Consider the following 18,996-nt stretch of genomic DNA (forward strand, 5'->3'; position numbering starts at 1 on the left):
AATTTTATGGAATTTTAACTTTTAAGACATTACCTCCAACTATTCTATCAGTATAAATTGCATAAATTGTTATATAGTAGTAATGCCCTCTCTTTATCTCCTTATATTCATTGTTTATTAAATACTTATCCTTTGCTTTTACATTTATTGAGGTAATATTTCTATCAGTTATTGTTGCCAGCAAACCATCTTTTATATAGTCAGGCGTTGAATTGTTTTCTGAGATAACTATTTTATATCCTAACAATTTATCATTATCTATTTTGTTCCATCTTAGAGTTATATATCTTATACCAAAAAATTTTTTTATGGTCTTCGCTTCAAGTTTTGGCCTTAGCTTTGCTATGTCTAAGTTTGAGTAATAAACTGCTTTTACACTATTGCCCGCAACAAATCTGTCTTGATACTGGGCAGTCACGCTAAAATAATACTCCTCACCATCTCTTAAATACTCACCAAAGTCTCCTCCCTTATAAGGTATAGTATTGTCAATTGTTATTTGGGTCGTATTCTTATCATTAATAAAAACAAGATAGCCATTATCAGGATATTTTGGTTCCTTATTTTTCTTAGAAATTACTACATAGTATCCAATTAACCTTGAATCATTTATTGGTTGCCAGCTCAGGACAAATTTATTATCTTTATACTCATACTTCACATAGGGTTTTTCAAAATAATTAGGTACTACTGGCATTCTCAGTTTTATCGAATTGCCTTTTACATACACATTGTTGTCATAAATAGCAGTCACACTAAAATAATACTCTTCTCCACTTTTTAAGTAAACTCCAAAATCACCATTATTATATTTTGAGTCCACGCTTATTTCAATGTAAGTATTATCTCTGTTATTGAATATAGTGAGATAGCCATCCTTAGGATACTCAGGTTCAATATTGTTCTTGGAAATAACAACTGCATATCCTTTCAATCTTGTGTCGTTTATCCTATTCCAAACCAAAACTACTTTATCGCCTTTTGTGTATCCACTCACATTGGGTTTTTGATAACCGAGCTGCTGATTATTTTGAGCTCCATTGTTATCGTCATAAGTTATCTTTTCCTCTTTGGTATTAATAACATTATAAAGAAGCATAGCTGCTTGGGCACGTGTAAGAACACCTTGTGGGTCAAACCTTAACTGATTAGAATTGGTAACTGGGTTACCTACCATAATGCCTTTTGAAATTGCTATTGCAATATATTTCATTAAATTAGGCGATATTTGGTCTTTGTCAATGTAATTATTTAATATGCTCATATCTACATTCTCATTTTGTAAACCTTTTGCCTTAACAAGCGCAACTGCCATATCTTCTCTCACTGCATAATCAGAAGGTTTAAAGTAGTCACCATTTGCAGTTCTAAATCCTGTCAAATAGTATTTTGCACTTTCAACATATGGATAAGCCCAATGGTCCTTAGGGACATCTTTAAAGGATGGCGTATCTGTTACTTTTATTGGTAGATTTAGTGCTACCACCATTATTCTTGCAAATTCCGCACGAGTCACAGGATTGTCAGGTCTGAAAGTATTGTCTGGATAGCCCGTAATAATTCCTCTTTCAACCATAAACTTTACAGCATTATAAGCCCAGTGATTTTGCGGTAAATCTGAAAAAATAGGACTTGATGTGTCTTGAGCAAAAGCAATTGCAGAAAAAATTTGTACAATAGCAAAAACCAACATCACACATATCAGCAATAGACGTTTTTTAAATACTTTCATCCTCCTCTGAACCCCTTTCTTAAATTAATTTTGCTTATGATACTTCCATTATAACCATAATTTTTATAATTTATATTATCAAATGATTACAAAATTGTGTAATTTATTTCTAACCTTATTTTTGATTGATTTACCAACTAAATTTTGCGATAATTTTAATATAGCGACTTTCTCAAAGTGGTGACTCTGACATTATGATTGAACTTTATGATCAAATTTCAAAACTCCGAAATATTCTTGAGAAATTAAGCTCCTATGTATTATATGTTTCAACTGAAAAAAATATAGAGGATATTCTCCTTCAAACCATTGATATATGTTTAGAACTTACAACAAGTGATGGTGCCACAATTTATCTTAAAGAAATGATAGAAAACGAGGAAAAACTTGTAATCAAAGCTACAAAAAATCAATCAGTCAATTTTGAGTTCTACTTGGGATACTCACTGCCCATAAATTCTATTAGTTTAGCAGGATATGTTGCTTCTAACCGCAAACCTGTGGTTATAAATAACACTTTATCTTTACCTGAAAATCATGAATATAGGCAATTCAAATTTTTTGACAGGAGTTTGCATTATATTACAATTAACACTATAACAGTACCAATTTTTGATTACACAAACAGTGTTATAGGAGTTTTGCAAGTTGTTAATAAGAAGGCAAAACCTCAATTAAAACTTGAAGAAAATAATGCTCATCTATTTACTATTGACTATACTGATAACGATGCAAGAATAATATTAGCAATCTCGGCACTTTTAGGAATCATTTTAGACAGAATTTGGCTTTATCAAAAAAATGATCAACTGATAACAAATACTCAAAAGATGCTAAGTAATATTTTCGACTCGGTAAAAAAATCAATTTTGACTTTAAATGATATAATGCTGACAGGTCAGCAAAAGTTCATAGAGTATCTTCAAGCTGAGAAAAGAAAAAAAGTTCTTGAGTTTAAGGAAGGACTTGAACTTTGTAAAAAACAAATTGAACTCTCAAAAGTTACTGAGACAATTATAACTGTATGTTATTTATCAATCGAAACTTCAGATAATAAAGTATCAAATATATTCTATGAAGTACTTTCATCAGAAATAAGAATATATGACATTCCTGTAATGGTAAAAGAAAATGAGTATGTCCTTCTACTTTACAACGTTGACTTGATAAAAGCTAAAATGATTGCCAAAAGGATAGAAAGAAAAATGATTGAAAAGGCAAATTCACAAAACTATAACTTTTCATTCAAAACCAAATGGAGTTTCTATGAAATAAAGCCTTCAGAAGAAAAAACTCTTGAGGAAATATGTGAAGGTTTAAAAAGTACTGGGGCAGAGCTTTAAATTGCTTTTAAGCTGTTAATTAATAAATGGTGGTGAAGAAGAAAAAATGTCAAAGGAAAACCCTTTAAAATTTCTGGGAATTGGAAGTGCTTTTAATCCTAATTATAACAATACCTCTGCTTACTTTGAATTGGAAGATAATCTTTTTTTAATTGACTGTGGTGGAGGTATATTTAACTCCCTTTTGAGTTTGAAACTACTTGAAAAATATCTACATTTAAATGTTTTAATAACTCATACACACCCTGACCACATTGCAAGTTTAGGTCAATTAATCTTGTATTGTTATTATCAACTAAGCAAGAAAATAACTCTTATCTTTCCTCAACCTGAAATAATATCAAATTTACTTGACTATATGGGTATCAGAAATGAGATATACACTTTGAAAACCCCTCAGGACTTTGTTAACTATCTCAGTAAACTTACGGTAATATCCTTAGAACAAGTTCATGTAAATGAATTGCCTTGTTTTGGATATCTAATTTACTTGAATAATGTAACATTTTATTACAGTGGGGACTCAAAATCAATTCCTCTTTATATCCTAACCAAATTTTTGGAAGGCGAAATAGATTTTTTATTCCAAGATACTTGTTCAGAAAATCATAACCATCATCCCCATCTTTCCATAAAGGAACTTTCAGAACAAATACCACCCTCAAAAAGAAAACAGGTTTATTGTATGCATATTGATGAAAGGTTTGATGTAAATTTAGCTAAAAATTTAGGTTTTAATATACCTCAAGAAATTGTAGCTGAGAGGGATGCAAAAAAATGATCGAATATAATAATCCCCAAGATTTAAAAAGACTAATCAGAAAACTCAATAAAATTGGAATTACAATTTCACGGGAGAAAAACGTCGATACCATTTTAGAAATGATCTTAAATGAAAGCATTGACATCACAAATAGTGATGGTGGTACCCTCTATATCGTAAAAGAATTCGAAGGACAAAAATATTTAGTCATCACACTTGCCAAAAACTACTCAGTTGATTTCAATTACATTGGTTATAAAATACCTATAGATAATCAAAGCATTGTCGGATACGTTGCCCAAAATGGCATTCCTGTTACAATTAACAACATTCAAAATATCCAAAATTCTCACCTGCAGCAGTTTAAACTTTTCGACCAAGCTTTACATTATAAAACCCTAAATCTTATGGCAATACCCATGATTGATTATCAAGGCAATGTGATTGGTGTTTTGCAGATAATAAACAAAAAGAAAGACAAGTCCATTAAGCTAACAGAAGACAACATCTACCAAAATATTGTTGACTTTACAAAAGAAGATGAAGAAATTATTTTGTCACTTGCATCTCAAGCGTCTTTATTAATTGAACGAATTCATCTTTACCAAAGGATAGAAAAAAATATTGCAAACACTCGTTATGCTCTAATCAGTTTATTTAATTCTATGAAACAAGTGATTGCAAACTTGAGTGAAGATATTTTAATTGAACAAGAAGAGTTTAAAAAATATGCATCTTTGGACGACCTGACAGGTCTGTTTACGCGAAATGAAGGAATGATTTATTTAGAAAAGCAGATACAACTCTCCAAAATGAATGAAACACACTTTGTTGTTTGCTTTATTGATGTCGATGGATTAAAACAAGTAAACGATACATTTGGCCACCAAATAGGCGATGAACTTTTAAAAAGCTTTGCTCAAATTCTAAAAGAAAGTATCAGAAGTTATGATATAGCATTCAGATATGGCGGAGATGAGTTTGTGTTGATACTTTATAAAGCAACAATAAGAGAAGCTAATATTGTTCTTGCAAGAATCCAAAATAAAATCGACGAGTTTAACGCAAAAGTCCAAAAGCCCTATAAGATTCAAATAAGCTATGGATTTGCTGAATATTCCCCAACTTCCAATTTGAACTCCGAAGACTTGATTAAAATAGCTGATGAGAATATGTATAAGGTCAAGAAAGAAAAGAAAAAAAGTCGACCCTCATATTAATTATGAGGGTCGTTCAAAATATATAAAGGAGTTCGAGGGGTTATGAGGATAGAGGGATTATCTTAGAATGACCATACAAACCTTGAAAAATGATCTGTTTTTAGCTGTTGTTTTTTAAGTTTGACATAAATATTCTTCCCCGCAGACCTATCATAGATGTACCCTTCATATCCTTCACATCTTAGGTGCACATCTTTTTTGAACTTAGCATCTGGTGAAAATTCAATGTACACAGTTCCATTTTCAGCATATATCTGTGCATAAAAGGTAATTGCATCTATTCCATCAGGTAGCGAGTCTTTCTTAAAATCAATTTCTACAAAGCCTACCTGGAATTTTCCTCCTTCATTTGTTACAGTAAAACTACCACTAAATTGAATAGGAGTTTCATCTTGTGCAAAAGCAATGCTACTCAAACCCAATGATAAAATAAATACCAAAAGTATAGCAATTGACCATTTCTTCAAAACATGAAGCTTCATAACTTTTTACACCCCCTTTAAGTTGAGCAAGCAAAGCCTTGCTCATTAATATATCAAAAGGCACCTGACATTTTAGCCAGGTGCCTTTCTGCCAAAGGTAAATACTCTTTTTACTCCCTTTACCCTTGGACATATGTTTCGGCAGCCTGGCGATCATAGGAAAAGGTAAAACCCTTTTCCGACAGACCCATGGCTTTGCGCCCCTGCCTTTCGACAGGTTTGCCTTTATCGACATATGCTTCACTTATTTTTAAAAGCTCTGTTCAAATTAGCATTCTTTGTGTATAATTTTTATGTGGTTTTCTAATTATATTATCGCATAAATTTTTAAATTTTCAATAGCTTTTTAAAAAAATTTTTGGGTTGTGAAAAACTATGATTTGTTTTAACTGTGGCAATAAAATTCAATCTCCTAATGCTGAAAAATGTATCTTTTGCGGAATGAAATTTAAGGGTGTGTGTCCATCTTGCAATTCATTATTACCTACCTACATTAATTTCTGCCCTAATTGTGGGGAATTTGTAAGACAAGGTGAAGCTAATCAACAATCTGCTGACGAACTAAAAAAGGTAGCCGTGCTATTTGCAGATATATCAGGATTTACTAAGCTTTCCGAAAAAATAAGCCCTGATGAGGTTAATAATATAATCAATGAATTTTTTGAATATATTTTAAAGCCTGTTTATTACTATGAAGGTACCATAGATAAATTCATTGGAGATTGTGTTATGATACTATTTGGTGCAAAAAGTTCTCACTTGGATGACCCAAAGCGTGCTGTGTTGTGTGCTCTTGAAATGTTAAAGCTCTGTAACGAGTTTTCAGTACAAAAAAATTTAAAAATATCAATGAGTATCGGCATAAATTATGGTATAGTTGCAATTGGCAAAGTCGGAGGATATTATGAAAAGGATTATACTGTTATTGGTGACGTCGTTAATGTTGCTCAAAGATTACAAGCAGCAGCGCCTGAGAATACTATTTATGTATCAGAAAGTATTTATAGGGAGACTTTTGATTTATTCCTATATTCAGAGGCAAAAGAAATTTATGTTAAAAATAAAAGCAATCCCATAAGGTGTTATATACCTTTAGAAATTATCAATGAAGCTACAACATTTGATGTAATTTCTCGTATCCAGGATAGCTATTTATCAAAACTATTTAATATAATCGCATCAAAAGATACAAATAGCGTTCTTTTACTGGGGCCAAACGGTGTTGGAAAAACTTCTCTTTTAGAAAAATTAACTAATCATTTAGTTGCAAACAATATAAAAACGTATTACATTAGATGCAGTTTTAATAATTATTCGCGTCCTTACTTGTTAATTTCGCAAATAATATGTAAAGTATTAAATGTAAGTGTAGACGATGTGCAAACCATAAAGCAACATCGATTAATCTCTTTTCTTGACTTTTTATTTAAAGATGACTTAGAAAAAAAAGAAACCTGTTTCAAATTTCTTTCTATCATTCTGCAATTAGATATCGAGGATGATTTTAGAAATCTTGTTTCATCCATGACCCAAGAAGATTTGGAATTTGAAATTCGGCAAAATGTACTTCTATTTTTTGATGCTTTTTTGAGCTCAAATTTTTCTATTTTTTTAATAGATGACATCCATTATGCTGACATTGAATCAATTCAAATCCTGGAATATTTAAAGACAAATTTGTATTGTGATAAAGTAATCTTTATTATAACTTCAGAAAATGAAAGTATCCACCTTAATGCCGAAAAAACCATCTATGTGCAGAAATTGTCATTTCAGGAGACAGAGGAATTTCTGAAATCTTTCTTTAATGTTAATACTGTTGATGAAAAATTTACTCAGCTAATGGTGGACATATCAGAAGGAAAAATTTCTTACCTTCAAGAGGTTTGTAGATGGCTTTATTTGAATCATCAGTTGTGCATTCAGAACAATAAGCTGTTTCTTCAAAACACTAATATAAATGCTTCAGAAATATTTTATAAAATTGTTGAACACAGACTTTCTCAACTCGATAAGGAATTAATACAATTTTTGAAAATAGCTGCTATTTTCGGACAAAGATTTAATTTACGTATAGTATTAAATGTTCTAAAACCTTCAAAATCTGAAAATGATATCATCTTAACTCTCTCAAAAAGTAATTTCATTAAATTTGTTGACATAACTTATCAATCTTCAACAGCAGACAAAATCTTCGAATTTGCAAATAATATTATTTTTGAAATAGTTCTGAGGTCAATACCAAAAAGTACTAAAATAAGTCTTCATCTTAAAATAGCCAAATCTATTGAAAAACTATTCAGAGAAAATATTAGTTATTATTACGAACCCTTGATTTATCATTACCGTGAAGCGAACGATATAATAAATTCTTCCAAATATTGTATATTACTTGCAAATTATTATAAAAAGCAGCTTTTGTATAAGTACGCAGTAAAATACTTTAAAATTGCAATTGAAATGTTAGAAAATTACAATCAACAAAAAAACAATCTATATATAAGAGCGCTTGAAGAATTATCAAGTTTAGAAAAGCAAATGGGTAACTATGGTGAAGCTCTTAAGTATTTAAATATCTTAGACAGTATAGCAGATGCCGAAAAAAGTCTATTTATAAAATGCGAAATATGTGAATGTCACATTCTTACCGCTGACTTCGCTAAAGCGAAGGAAATACTCATAGGGCTTGAAAAAAATATTGACAGGAATAGTACCTTATATTCAAAATTAGTCTACCTCAAGAGTCTATTTCAATGTTATACTGGGGCTTCAGACATTAACCAAATTTTGGAAGAGGCAGAAACTATAATAATGCAAGATAATGAGATTGAGAATCTTGTGAAAATCTTTAATGTAGTTGCATATACATTTTATAGAAACTATGGAGATATTAATAAGGCAATAAATTACTTACAAAAAGCTAAATCTGCCGCAATTAAAACTAATAATATTGGTTTACGTGTCAAACTTACCAGTAATCTTGGTATTCTTTATTTTCAAACTGGTCAAATTAATAGCGCAATACAAAATTTAACATTAGCCTTAGAAGAAAGCAAAAAAATTTCCGATAGACATACACAAATTCATATTTTGATAAATTTAGGGATAATTTATACAAAGAAAGGACTTCTTAAAAAAGCATACGAATATCTAAACCAAGCTTATGAAAATGCTGAAAAATGGAATTTCTCGTATGAAGAATGTGCTTGCCTACTTAATATAGGCGAAATCTACATTGAAAAAGGTTTATTAATACATAGCTATGAATTGTTTTTAGCCTCACTAAATATCAGCGAAACAAAAATGTTTACTGCCGAAAAAGCTTTGAGTTTTATAAATCTCGCAAAAGTTTTGATCCTTATGAAAAATTGGCAAGCTGCTGACGAATTTCTTAATAAAGCAACAAGTTTTATTGAAAATTTAAAAGACATAGATATATCTTATGAATATCATCTAACTAAGGCAGAGTTTTTTTTGTTGTCAAACAATTTTTTGGATGCAGAGAGAGAAATTGATATTTCATTAAAGTTTGCAGAAAAAAACATATTCAGACAAATAGATTGCATAAGAAAGAAAGGGGAGATACTTTCTGCTGCTGAAAAGTACAGTGAAGCAATAGAATGCTTCAAAAATGCAATAAAACTTAGTGAAACAAGTGGTTCTGCCTTAGAACTTGCAAAGTGCTATTTTCTCTTAGCAAAAACTTATTTAAAAACTTCGCAAAAAGACCAAGCAAAGTATTATTTTGAAATGTCAGAAAAATGGAGCAAATTAATTGATGATGAGTGCAGTATCAAGACTGAAATAGCTTCATTTAAAAAGTGTTTGATAAGTTAAATCAACTGCATTGTTTGAGCAGAAGATATTTTACTAATGTAAAATTTCCTTAAAAAGCAAAAATTAACATCTCAATTAAGCATGAAATAACAGGAAAATAGAGTCTAACTAATCAGAACTTGTATGAATACGTAGGGAAGATGGAAGAACAAAGAAACACTATGAAGACTATAAGATAAACCTAAAAATAGAAATAGGCTACACAAACTAATTTTATGACGAGATTAAATCAAAATTCGTTATAAAAAGAGAGTTATAATCAGAAGTATTTACGGGTATACAGAACCACAAGATAAAAATAAAGCCATAGCTTCGTATACATATTTTGTAAAATTTTATATCACCAATATTACAGTTCGAAGCTATGGCTTTAATAATTTTTATCCGTTGCATTTTTAATTTGCAATTAACAATTTTTTGTCATTAAATAATTTTCTATAAACCTATTATTTTGGTTCTTGCCCCCATATCAGCACACCATCTATATACGCCGTTACCTTCTCATTCTCTCCATAACTCGTCATGCTCTGTAACCATGACCAGTCATTCCCCTGATTGTAATTGCTCCAGTCATCCTTGTTAAACCTTATCTGTATCTCTCCTGTATCCTTCCCAGGCTGCAACTGCCCCGCTCCACTCTTAAATCCTATCTCTAAGTAATAGTCCGCTCCACTTACGCTACTGCTCAGCTTCACAAACTTGAATGTTACATTGCTTGCCCCTATCTGTGCCCAGTCTGATATCGCACTCTGTGCCCTGTCCCCATCTACTGTGTACCAGTACCTTATCGTTACCCTGCTCAAATCTATGCTACTGCTTCCCGTGTTCACTACCTTCAACCATGGCCTTATCGTGTTTGTCGTGCTGTTTGTCTCCTTGTTAGCATACAGTACCTTTATCTGCCCGCTTGTCGCAGGTGTGCTAACAGGTGTAGGCGTCGGTGTCGGGGTTGGGGTTGCTGTTGGAGTCGGGGTTGCTGTTACTGTTGGTGTCGGTGTCGGGGTTGGCGTCGGTGTCGGTGTAACCGTCACCGTCGGCACAGGTGTTGGTGTTGGGGTTGGAGACGCAGTTGTTGTTGAAACTGGCGCTGATGTTGGAACAATAGCACTGTCAGCAATTTCTCCCCATTTTATACCTAAGCCGTTGGTAGCAACGAATACTCTTCCATATACTCTCGGGTCTCCAGTAATGTCAGCATTAGCGCAACCAAACTGATTATTTTCGTCATTTATTCTCACCCAGCTCATTCCTGCATCATCAGATCTAAATATACCTCTGATTCCGTTAATTTTAGCATATGTGTATATCGCTGGGTACGTTTTCCCCTCTGCGGGTTTACCAAATCCAATGCTTGCTGCTTCATTGACATTTTCTATTTTTGTAAATGTATAGCCACCATCAACTGAACGCCACATTCCATTATCTCCAACTAACCATATATCGCCTTCTCGACCGGGAACAGCCTTAAAATTGCCGCTTGTTGGTAAACCAGTAGCTGGTGACTGAATGAACGTTTTACCTTTATCGTTGCTAATGTAGAATTTTCCATCTTTAAAAGCATAAAACTTGTTTGGATTAACTCTATCAGAGTATACTATTGCTCCTGAAGGTACATTAGCACATTGATTCCATGTATTCCCATTATCTGTAGAATAGCACACTGGTGCTCCTTTTGGCGCCCAAACGACAACACTACCATCAGCAGCTGCAGCAACTGTTCCACCTTCTGTCATTCCTTGAGGCTCTTGATTACCCTGGAACCATGATTTTCCACCGTCATATGAAAAACCAATTCTATTTGTATTTGGGTTCCATTTTTTATCTACATTTCCTACGCGCACCATAAAGTTAGGATTTAATTCAGCGTAATCTATATCTGTTGTTGACCCCATATTGGGCTGAGTATATGTCCAACTTGGTGCCTTTTCTAAATCATCGTGTCTAAACCCTGCTATATCATATATTGCACTAAACAAATGTGGTCCAACTGGAGGACTTACTAATGCTGCAACAGAAGTTTCCTCTATTCCAATTCCCTTTACCTTGATAGTTATCTTTTCTCCTCTATCCCATTTCGTCAAATCATCAGAACCATATAATGTAGCACCTGTACCATACAACATTCTATCAGAATTAAAAGGATCTATTTCCAGGGTTGCAACCATCCATCCAAGTTTAGGACTTGTCTCAGGTGGAACTGGACTTGTTATACCAAAGTTTAACCACGGAGCTGCCGAAATATCCATTGTATAGTGCAACGTTCTGTTAGGATATCCAGCCCATTCCCATATACACTTCCATGTTTCACCACCGTCCGTACTACGCCAGATATAAGTATCAGGCCACCATGAACTTAATGCCGCAACCATAACTACCTTCGGGTTCTGAGCATCAATAGCTAACCCACCATAACCAAAATAAGTATCTTTTGCTGGCATTGGGCTTATATTTTTCCATTCCCCAGTTTTAGTATTATATCTCCATACTTCACCATAATCACCATTATATGGCCCCTGCGTGTTACTATAAGTTATATATAGCATTCCATCTGAACTTAATTTCGCACGTTGTGGAAGTAATCCTGTTGGTTGCCCTGGTAATGGTTCCCACGTTTGCCCACCATCTTTTGTATAATAAATGCTTGTATTTTTATCTGCAACACCTACATATATTACTTTACTTCCCTCTCCTGGTTTTCCGCTTGATGGATCAAATACAACCCACACAACGCCTGTGATATGATTTAAATAATCGTTTGGACAATTAGGATCTTCGATATATGTCCCTGGATTTGGAAAGCTATCAACTTTTTTCCACGTAACTCCATAATCGGTGCTTTTCCACAATCCATTCCCTTCTCGTGTACCTAAATATAGGATACTATTGTTGTTCGGATCAATTGCTAACCTCTCTCCCATATTACGACCCGGCATATTGCCACCCAGTTTGAACGGCAAAGGAGTTCGTTCAAATGTATTACCTTTGTCTTTTGAACGTAAAAGAACACCGTTCATGTTTGTCCAACTATTCGTGTAAGTACCAGCAGCAATGTAGAGTCGATTTGGATCTACAGGATCTGTTGCTATACTTTCTACGCCTAATAAATTCCACTCATCAAAACTAACCCAATTCATAAGCTGTGTCCACGTATTGCCACCATCTGTACTTCTGTAAGCACCACCAATATCTGTTCTTACATAAACCAAGTTTTTTTCCTTAGGATTAAAAACTATTCCCGTAATAAAACCGCCGCCACCTTCAATTTTTACATTTTTCCAAACGTATTTTTGAGTGGCAACTGTACTCTCTGCCCTCACAGGAATAACTAAACTGTAAAGAGTTGTACACAGAAAGATAAGTCCAACAATTAACGCTATACCCCTTCGCATTTTAACCCCCTCTTTTCTCTTTTTTTAAATAGGAAAGTATTTGAAGCTTACATGTTACATGTACAATTTTAACTTCCTTTTTATCACCCCACATTTGTCACTGTGTTGTTTTAGATTTGATACATTATTCTTTTTAATAACATTTTATACTTTTGAACTGCGCTGAATCTATAATTATCTTGCAAAAAATTATAACAATATTGCTCTTAATGCACTAACAATTGTTGGACTTTTCTTATCGTATATGCAATGTGTAAAAAAATTAGAATTTCATTTATAGATCTTTTACTCTGTCTTTATAAATGTTGATCTTTGACATTTTTTTCAAGTTCTCAATATACGACTTGAAAACTTCATCCTTCTTTTGTTTTATTAACTTGGTTTGAATTTCTCCCTTCACTTCATCAAAAGGCATATACTTTTCATCAATTACTTTTACAATGTGATAACCATTAACAGTTTTAATAACGTTGCTAATTTGACCAACAGCTAATTTGAATACCTCTTCCTCAAAAACACTACCGTACTGTGCTTCTTTTTCACCTTTTCTAAAGTAATCAATTATTCCTTTTTTTCCGTCTAAACTTTCAACTTCTGAATACTTTTTAACTAACTTTTCAAAATCCTCTCCCCTCTTTAACTCTGATATTACCTCATTTGCTACTTTCCTTTTTTTGGCATCCTCTTCTGCATTTTCTACTCTCAGAAAAATGTCCATGACTTTTATTTTTCTAAACTGACTTTTATTAGCATTATAATACTTAATCACTTCTGAGTCACTAAGTGTTATTCTTTCTGTAACATATTTATAAAGTTTATTAATGATTCTCGTCTTTTGTAAGTCTCTATAAAAATGATTTTCGTCTGAACCAATCTTTCGGAGATACTGATTAAAATAATTTCTCATTTCCATGTTTCTTTTCAACTCTTCAATGTATTTTCTTATTTCATCTTCTTCTTGTCTGGTAAGATAAATATTTTTTCTCCTTGCTTCCTGCAAGCATAGTAATTCTTCAATTAAAATCCTAAACAATTCATCTTTCAATAACTCTCTATATGTTTTTCCATTAAACACTTGATCCAAGATATCCGTACGTGATGAAAATTGAATTGCATTTTCCTTCAATGTATTAAACCTTATTTTATACTCCCTTTTAGTGATTTGATCACCATTTACCTCCAATACCACTTTATTATCATCAATCAATTTTACAATATGATCCTTTAAGATAAACAGTAACAATATGATTGATACAAAAATTATACCGGTTATTAAAATCAGACTTTTTCTATTCATATAATAAGCCTCCTAATATAGTATATTTTAGCTATTCTCTACTTAATAATCCAGTAACTTTAACATTATTTTTTCAGTATAATGACTTTCATTCCTTTATCTATAGTATATGCCCATATATTGTCATTTATTTTCATTACAGAAAATGTTTTAAACTTATAAAAGTACTTTTTATTATTCACAATTACTATTAGAAACCAAATGTCATTTTGTTTAGCAAATATATAATTCTTTTTATGAATCACAATTTGGTCAAATTTCGGTTTCAAAAGTATCTTCCCTGTTTTTTTCATTACACCCCATTTTCCATTTTTTAGAAAAGCGATATACTCATCTTTTACTTGACCAATTAGATCATATTTTGGGGGTATTAAAACCTTCCCATCTGTCTTTACTATTCCCCATTTTTTATCAAGATAAGTCACAATTATGTCTTTATCAGCTATCCAAATTGAATCATATTTTGGTTTAATAACATATTCTCCCTTCTCAGTTATTAATCCCCATTTTTCTTTAACCTTAACTGCCGCAAATCCATTGTTAAATACTGATATATCTTGTGCTTTTATGTCAATCGTTTTTCGTGTATTAAGATTTAATAACGTGACCACGCCATTATTTTGTTTTATCGAAATTATTTTGTTTGAAGAAACAACTACTGAATCTCTTTTAAAATTTTTAGGTAACATTTTGCCGTCAGAAAACATAATATATAACTTTTTGTCCTTTTTTAGTTCAAACCAACCTTCATTGTGGACCCATATTTCATCATATATGGGTGGACAAATTTCTGATAATGTTTCAAGATTTAATACACCCCACTTATGATTCCTAAAAACTGGCAGCAACTTTCCAATGTTTAACGAATAGTTGCTGTAGTTTTCTTTGCTCTCTTTTTTATTTACTACTGATATAACTTTATAATTACTCTTTTCCTTGGCAACAAACGCACCTTTGTAATTTAAAATTTGTACTTCGTTGTATTTAAAAGGAATAATCTGATTGCCCTTTTTATCAATAATACCCCATTTATTTTGCATTTTAGCTTGAATCATTTTATTCGGATGTATAATTATATCTTGGTACTGAGGCTTTATAGTAAAATTACCTGACTTATCTATAATTCCCCATCTGTTATTGATGCACACAGCTGCTAACTGATTTGTGAACGCAGATACATTGTCAAATTGAGGTTTTATTCTAATCTTTCCATAAATATCGATAAACCCCCATTTATTTCTAATCTTTACTGGAATCATTCCCTCGCTTTCTAACAGGATTCTTTCGTATATAGGTTTTGCTATAATTTTTCCTTTTATATCCATTACTCCCCATTTGCCGTTCTTTTCAAACATAGCCAATTTACTATTGATGTATGCTACATTTTGATAACTTTCGTTTGAAACAGCGAAAAATTGGCCAGCAATATTTCTCTTGGCTACTATTAAAGTTGTGCCATATATTATGAACACCACCAGTGATAAAATTAATATTATTATAAGACTTCTTACAATAGGCAACTTTAAAAGTTCCTTAGGTTGATTTTTCGTTAGCTGTTTTTTGACTGTTTTGTTCTTCTTTTTGCGTTTCATTTTTGTGCCCCCCTTTTGTATTATTTTTTGCTTTTGTATTTTTACTCTCTAACACCTATACCTTTTTTTTCTTGCATTTCAGTAGGTTGTGAGTAATAACGTAAAGTATCACGATGAGAATCATAATATTTGCTATTGCCACTAAAAAGTTAGAAAATTCTCTTTGTACAAAATAAATATTTGACAGAGAAAGGTCTAAAACCTTAGATATATTCATAAATGATAACAACGATATAACCACTGCCCCACTTAACAATATTATGTCATTACTCATCAAATATAACATTAGGCAAAATAACCATGCAAATATAGCATACCTCTCATGCATCCCAGTCATAAAATTATATGAAAGTAAACCAACTATTAAACCACCTTGCATAAGATACTTTAGTTGGACTATTTTATCGTTTGTTTTATTCAATCCAAGGCCAAATTGTACTAACACCAAAATGTAGGCAATTGCCAATACAATTAGATTTATGAAATTGTACATACCGCCTATTTTAACCCAGTTAAGACCCGCAGCGTAATAGATATTAAATGCATTTACTGTATAGTAAGGATATTCTCCTGCTACTTTCGCAAAAAACGCAGGAAGCCATAATATATCTTTATAAGGCATAAAAAGAAAATATAAAGCACTACTTAGAATGCCAAAAGAAATTATTTGTTTTATTACGTCCTTTGTATTATTTCTTATCCAAAGATTGTATATCCAGTACAGTATTATTAGTGGTAAATATAAGATAAATTGGGGTTTAGTGAATAATAAATATGCTGTTATACATCCAGCTAAAATATGAGAATTATAAACTAAACTTACAAATAATGCAATAAATAACATTAATACAAAGTTGTCGCTTTGACCCCACAGTGAGGAAAGCATTATTAGTGCTGGATTAAATAAAATTACTATACTTTCCACTCGCGTTAGTTGACTTCCAAACTTCCGTTTAAGTCCTAACACCATTATTATAATAGCAATATCGGCTATAATGTTCGGTAATTTGATAAGTAGTTCTTCTGAAATAGAATAGGAAACAATTGAAGCAATGTTTTTAAATAATGCTAAGACAATTAAATATCCTGGTAAATAGTCAATAAAAATATTCTTTTCATAAATATTTAACATATCGTTTGAAACAATATTCATCCATGCCTTAAAACAGTTCACATCTATTGGATGTCCTGATACCGCCCTACCTAAAGCTAATCTAACAAAAAATGCTACTATTAACATCCATATTAATTCTACTTTTGTAATGTATGACTTTTTACTACAAAAAATCAAGTAATAACTGTATAAAATAATTCCAATTAATGCTGTAATACCTACTATTATCCTATCTGGTTGCCTGCTTTTAAATATTGCTTCACTGAAATTAAACATCCACCAACTAAATAATAATATTGTAATTAGGATACTATACACTATAACTACTCCAACTTTTTCATTTGCAATGTCTAGCTTGTTTATTACTTCAAATTTTTTATTTGTCATCTTGTTTTTCATTCTCCTTTTTATGCTTATACTATTATGCTAAAATATCCAACTTTTCATTATTCTTAATAACTCAATGTACTTAGCTGATACTGTTAAACCGCTCACAGCTGGATAGAATATGACAAGCATAATCAATCCCAAAACACTTAAAGTAATTGCAACCTTCTTTTTTAAACTTTGCTTAAGATTTAGATTATCAATTACCATAACTACTGCTATATAAAGCCATGGTAATGCAAGGTAATAATGATATATGAATTTAATTCTGTTTATGAAAATCCAAGGAACAATTGAAGATACATAACTTGCAATTACTATAAAAAGGCTCAAATTGTTTTTGGGATTTTTGGTGGCAACTACCAATAAATATACCATTGCTAATAACCCCAAGCCCCACATAACTGGATTACCTAAATACGCAATAGTCGAACGCAAATTCATTGGCAGCGAATTATCATAATAAGCCCATAGCGGTTTTGTTGATAAAAGCCATTGATACCACTCAGAAGAAAATGGATGCGTTGCTACTAATGTTGAATGGTATTTCCATATATGTTTTTGTAACATTATAAAATCACTTATAATTGCCCATGGTAAATTGTAATATGGATACTTTATAGTTATTGGTAAATACGTAAGATAATAAGGTATTGTGAAAGCTAAAATAGACAGTACACCTTGCTTGACTGTTTTTAAAATCCAACTTTTGTTATTATTTTCCATAATATTATAAACCTTGTAACCGAATGAAATAGTTAGTACAGGTATAATTGGATACAAGGCATTCCATTTACATGCAAAAGCCAACCCCCCAGCTGAAAAGGTCAAAAAGTATACTATATCTGTCCTCTCTAATTTTTCTCTCATGTGGCGCATATTATTTATGTATGACATCCCAAAAATAGAACATAAAATAACAAAAAACAAACTGAATGTGTCAATGTTTGCCGTCCTCGATAAACTATTGTGCAAAAAGTCACTTGCCAGCAGTATAGTAACTGCTATTCCGCACCAAAATGATGGTTTATACAGTTTTGTGAGTAAAATTAATATAAGAACTAACACAATTGAACCAAAAATTAAGTTAACAAATCTCCACCCAAATGGATTTACTCCCCATATTGCCATTCCGATTGATATTAACCACTTACCCAATGGCGGATGGACTAAATCATAGGGAGGCAATCCCTTTAAAAGTTCATAAGCAGTCCTCGCGTGATATATTTCATCAAAATATGAACTGTAACGGTAATTTAAAATTGTTCTCATTTTTGACTGTTCATCAACTATATTGTTAGGATTCCCTATATATTTTGAACCTTTTAAAATGTTAATTACTGCTTTCGATAAGTTTAAGAAATTTTTGTAATCCTTCCGTGCTGCAATTTCTTTGATCTCAATATTATTTCCGTGTGTTACAATGATGATTTTGTCAACAATATTGTTCACTGGTACAATTTTCCCTTGGAAAAAAGCAGCTTGAACAGATTGCTGTAATACTATAGAGTTATCTTTTAAAAATTGTATATCAATTTTTCCATCGCCATAACCAAAATAGGCAAAGAAATCCTTTATAAATTCTTTTGCAATAGAAATTTCAATGATGCATCCTTCTTCCTTAGGAGCCCAATATGTCACTGGAATATCTCTTGAACCAATCGTAATGACTTGTAACGTAAAGTATATTGTTGCAATTAGTATCGTGAAAATTATTAAACTGTTTTTATTTTGCATTAACTTTTCACTCCTTTAATTTTTTGCATGGAATAGTTTAATTTTATGTTGACATTTTTCTAAAATGTATGTTATTAATAGAATACCATTAATGATATTAAAT

General features: G+C 31.8%; 11 protein-coding genes and 1 riboswitch. Of the genes, 4 read left to right on the forward strand and 7 right to left on the reverse strand.

The window, feature by feature from the left end:
* Window positions 1-4: 4 nt before the first annotated feature.
* Complete coding sequence (locus ELD05_RS09385) at window positions 5-1,732, reverse strand: S-layer homology domain-containing protein (protein ID WP_127352219.1); 1,728 nt, start codon at window positions 1,730-1,732, stop codon at window positions 5-7.
* Window positions 1,733-1,926: 194 nt separating this feature from the next.
* Between ELD05_RS09385 and ELD05_RS09390 the strand changes: the two genes are divergently transcribed.
* The 3 genes from ELD05_RS09390 to ELD05_RS09400 are packed head-to-tail and all read left to right on the forward strand — an operon-like array spanning window position 1,927 to window position 5,058.
* Window positions 1,927-3,075 carry a GAF domain-containing protein gene (locus ELD05_RS09390; RefSeq protein WP_127352220.1) on the forward strand — a complete coding sequence of 383 codons (1,149 nt, stop codon included), beginning with the start codon at window positions 1,927-1,929 and terminating at the stop codon, window positions 3,073-3,075.
* 46 nt (window positions 3,076-3,121) lie between these two features.
* Window positions 3,122-3,856, forward strand: coding sequence for an MBL fold metallo-hydrolase (locus tag ELD05_RS09395; RefSeq protein ID WP_039764703.1), 735 nt, complete (start codon window positions 3,122-3,124; stop codon window positions 3,854-3,856).
* Window positions 3,853-5,058, forward strand: a complete 1,206-nt coding sequence (locus tag ELD05_RS09400) for a sensor domain-containing diguanylate cyclase (RefSeq protein ID WP_127352221.1) — start codon at window positions 3,853-3,855, stop codon at window positions 5,056-5,058. Before ELD05_RS09395 ends, ELD05_RS09400 begins: the two co-directional genes overlap by 4 nt.
* Before the next feature lie 62 nt (window positions 5,059-5,120).
* Here ELD05_RS09400 and ELD05_RS09405 read toward each other — a convergent pair whose 3' ends face one another.
* Window positions 5,121-5,540 carry a hypothetical protein gene (locus ELD05_RS09405; RefSeq protein ID WP_039764699.1) on the reverse strand — a complete coding sequence of 140 codons (420 nt, stop codon included), beginning with the start codon at window positions 5,538-5,540 and terminating at the stop codon, window positions 5,121-5,123.
* 137 nt (window positions 5,541-5,677) lie between these two features.
* Window positions 5,678-5,774: riboswitch (cyclic di-GMP riboswitch) on the reverse strand.
* A gap of 207 nt (window positions 5,775-5,981) precedes the next feature.
* Between ELD05_RS09405 and ELD05_RS09410 the strand changes: the two genes are divergently transcribed.
* Complete coding sequence (locus ELD05_RS09410; RefSeq protein WP_241243460.1) at window positions 5,982-9,377, forward strand: adenylate/guanylate cyclase domain-containing protein; 3,396 nt, start codon at window positions 5,982-5,984, stop codon at window positions 9,375-9,377.
* A gap of 446 nt (window positions 9,378-9,823) precedes the next feature.
* Here the strand turns inward: ELD05_RS09410 and ELD05_RS09415 are convergent, their stop codons facing one another.
* The 5 genes from ELD05_RS09415 to ELD05_RS09435 form a co-directional block, all read right to left on the reverse strand.
* Window positions 9,824-12,766 carry a cellulose binding domain-containing protein gene (locus ELD05_RS09415; protein WP_307720906.1) on the reverse strand — a complete coding sequence of 981 codons (2,943 nt, stop codon included), beginning with the start codon at window positions 12,764-12,766 and terminating at the stop codon, window positions 9,824-9,826.
* 274 nt (window positions 12,767-13,040) lie between these two features.
* Entirely contained in the window at window positions 13,041-14,063 is a 1,023-nt protein-coding gene (locus ELD05_RS09420; RefSeq protein ID WP_127352223.1) for a peptidylprolyl isomerase, read from the reverse strand.
* Window positions 14,064-14,128: 65 nt separating this feature from the next.
* Window positions 14,129-15,655, reverse strand: coding sequence for a WG repeat-containing protein (locus ELD05_RS09425; RefSeq protein WP_127352224.1), 1,527 nt, complete (start codon window positions 15,653-15,655; stop codon window positions 14,129-14,131).
* 55 nt (window positions 15,656-15,710) lie between these two features.
* A complete protein-coding gene (locus tag ELD05_RS09430; RefSeq protein ID WP_241243461.1) occupies window positions 15,711-17,156 on the reverse strand; it encodes a hypothetical protein in 1,446 nt (481 codons plus the stop codon).
* A 39-nt stretch (window positions 17,157-17,195) separates the two neighbouring features.
* Window positions 17,196-18,893 (reverse strand): glycosyltransferase family 39 protein, encoded by a 1,698-nt coding sequence (locus ELD05_RS09435; protein WP_127352226.1) that lies wholly within the window; start codon window positions 18,891-18,893, stop codon window positions 17,196-17,198.
* Between the last annotated feature and the right edge of the window lie 103 nt (window positions 18,894-18,996).

The sequence above is a fragment of the Caldicellulosiruptor changbaiensis genome (genome assembly GCF_003999255.1).
Lineage (GTDB): Bacteria > Bacillota > Thermoanaerobacteria > Caldicellulosiruptorales > Caldicellulosiruptoraceae > Caldicellulosiruptor > Caldicellulosiruptor changbaiensis.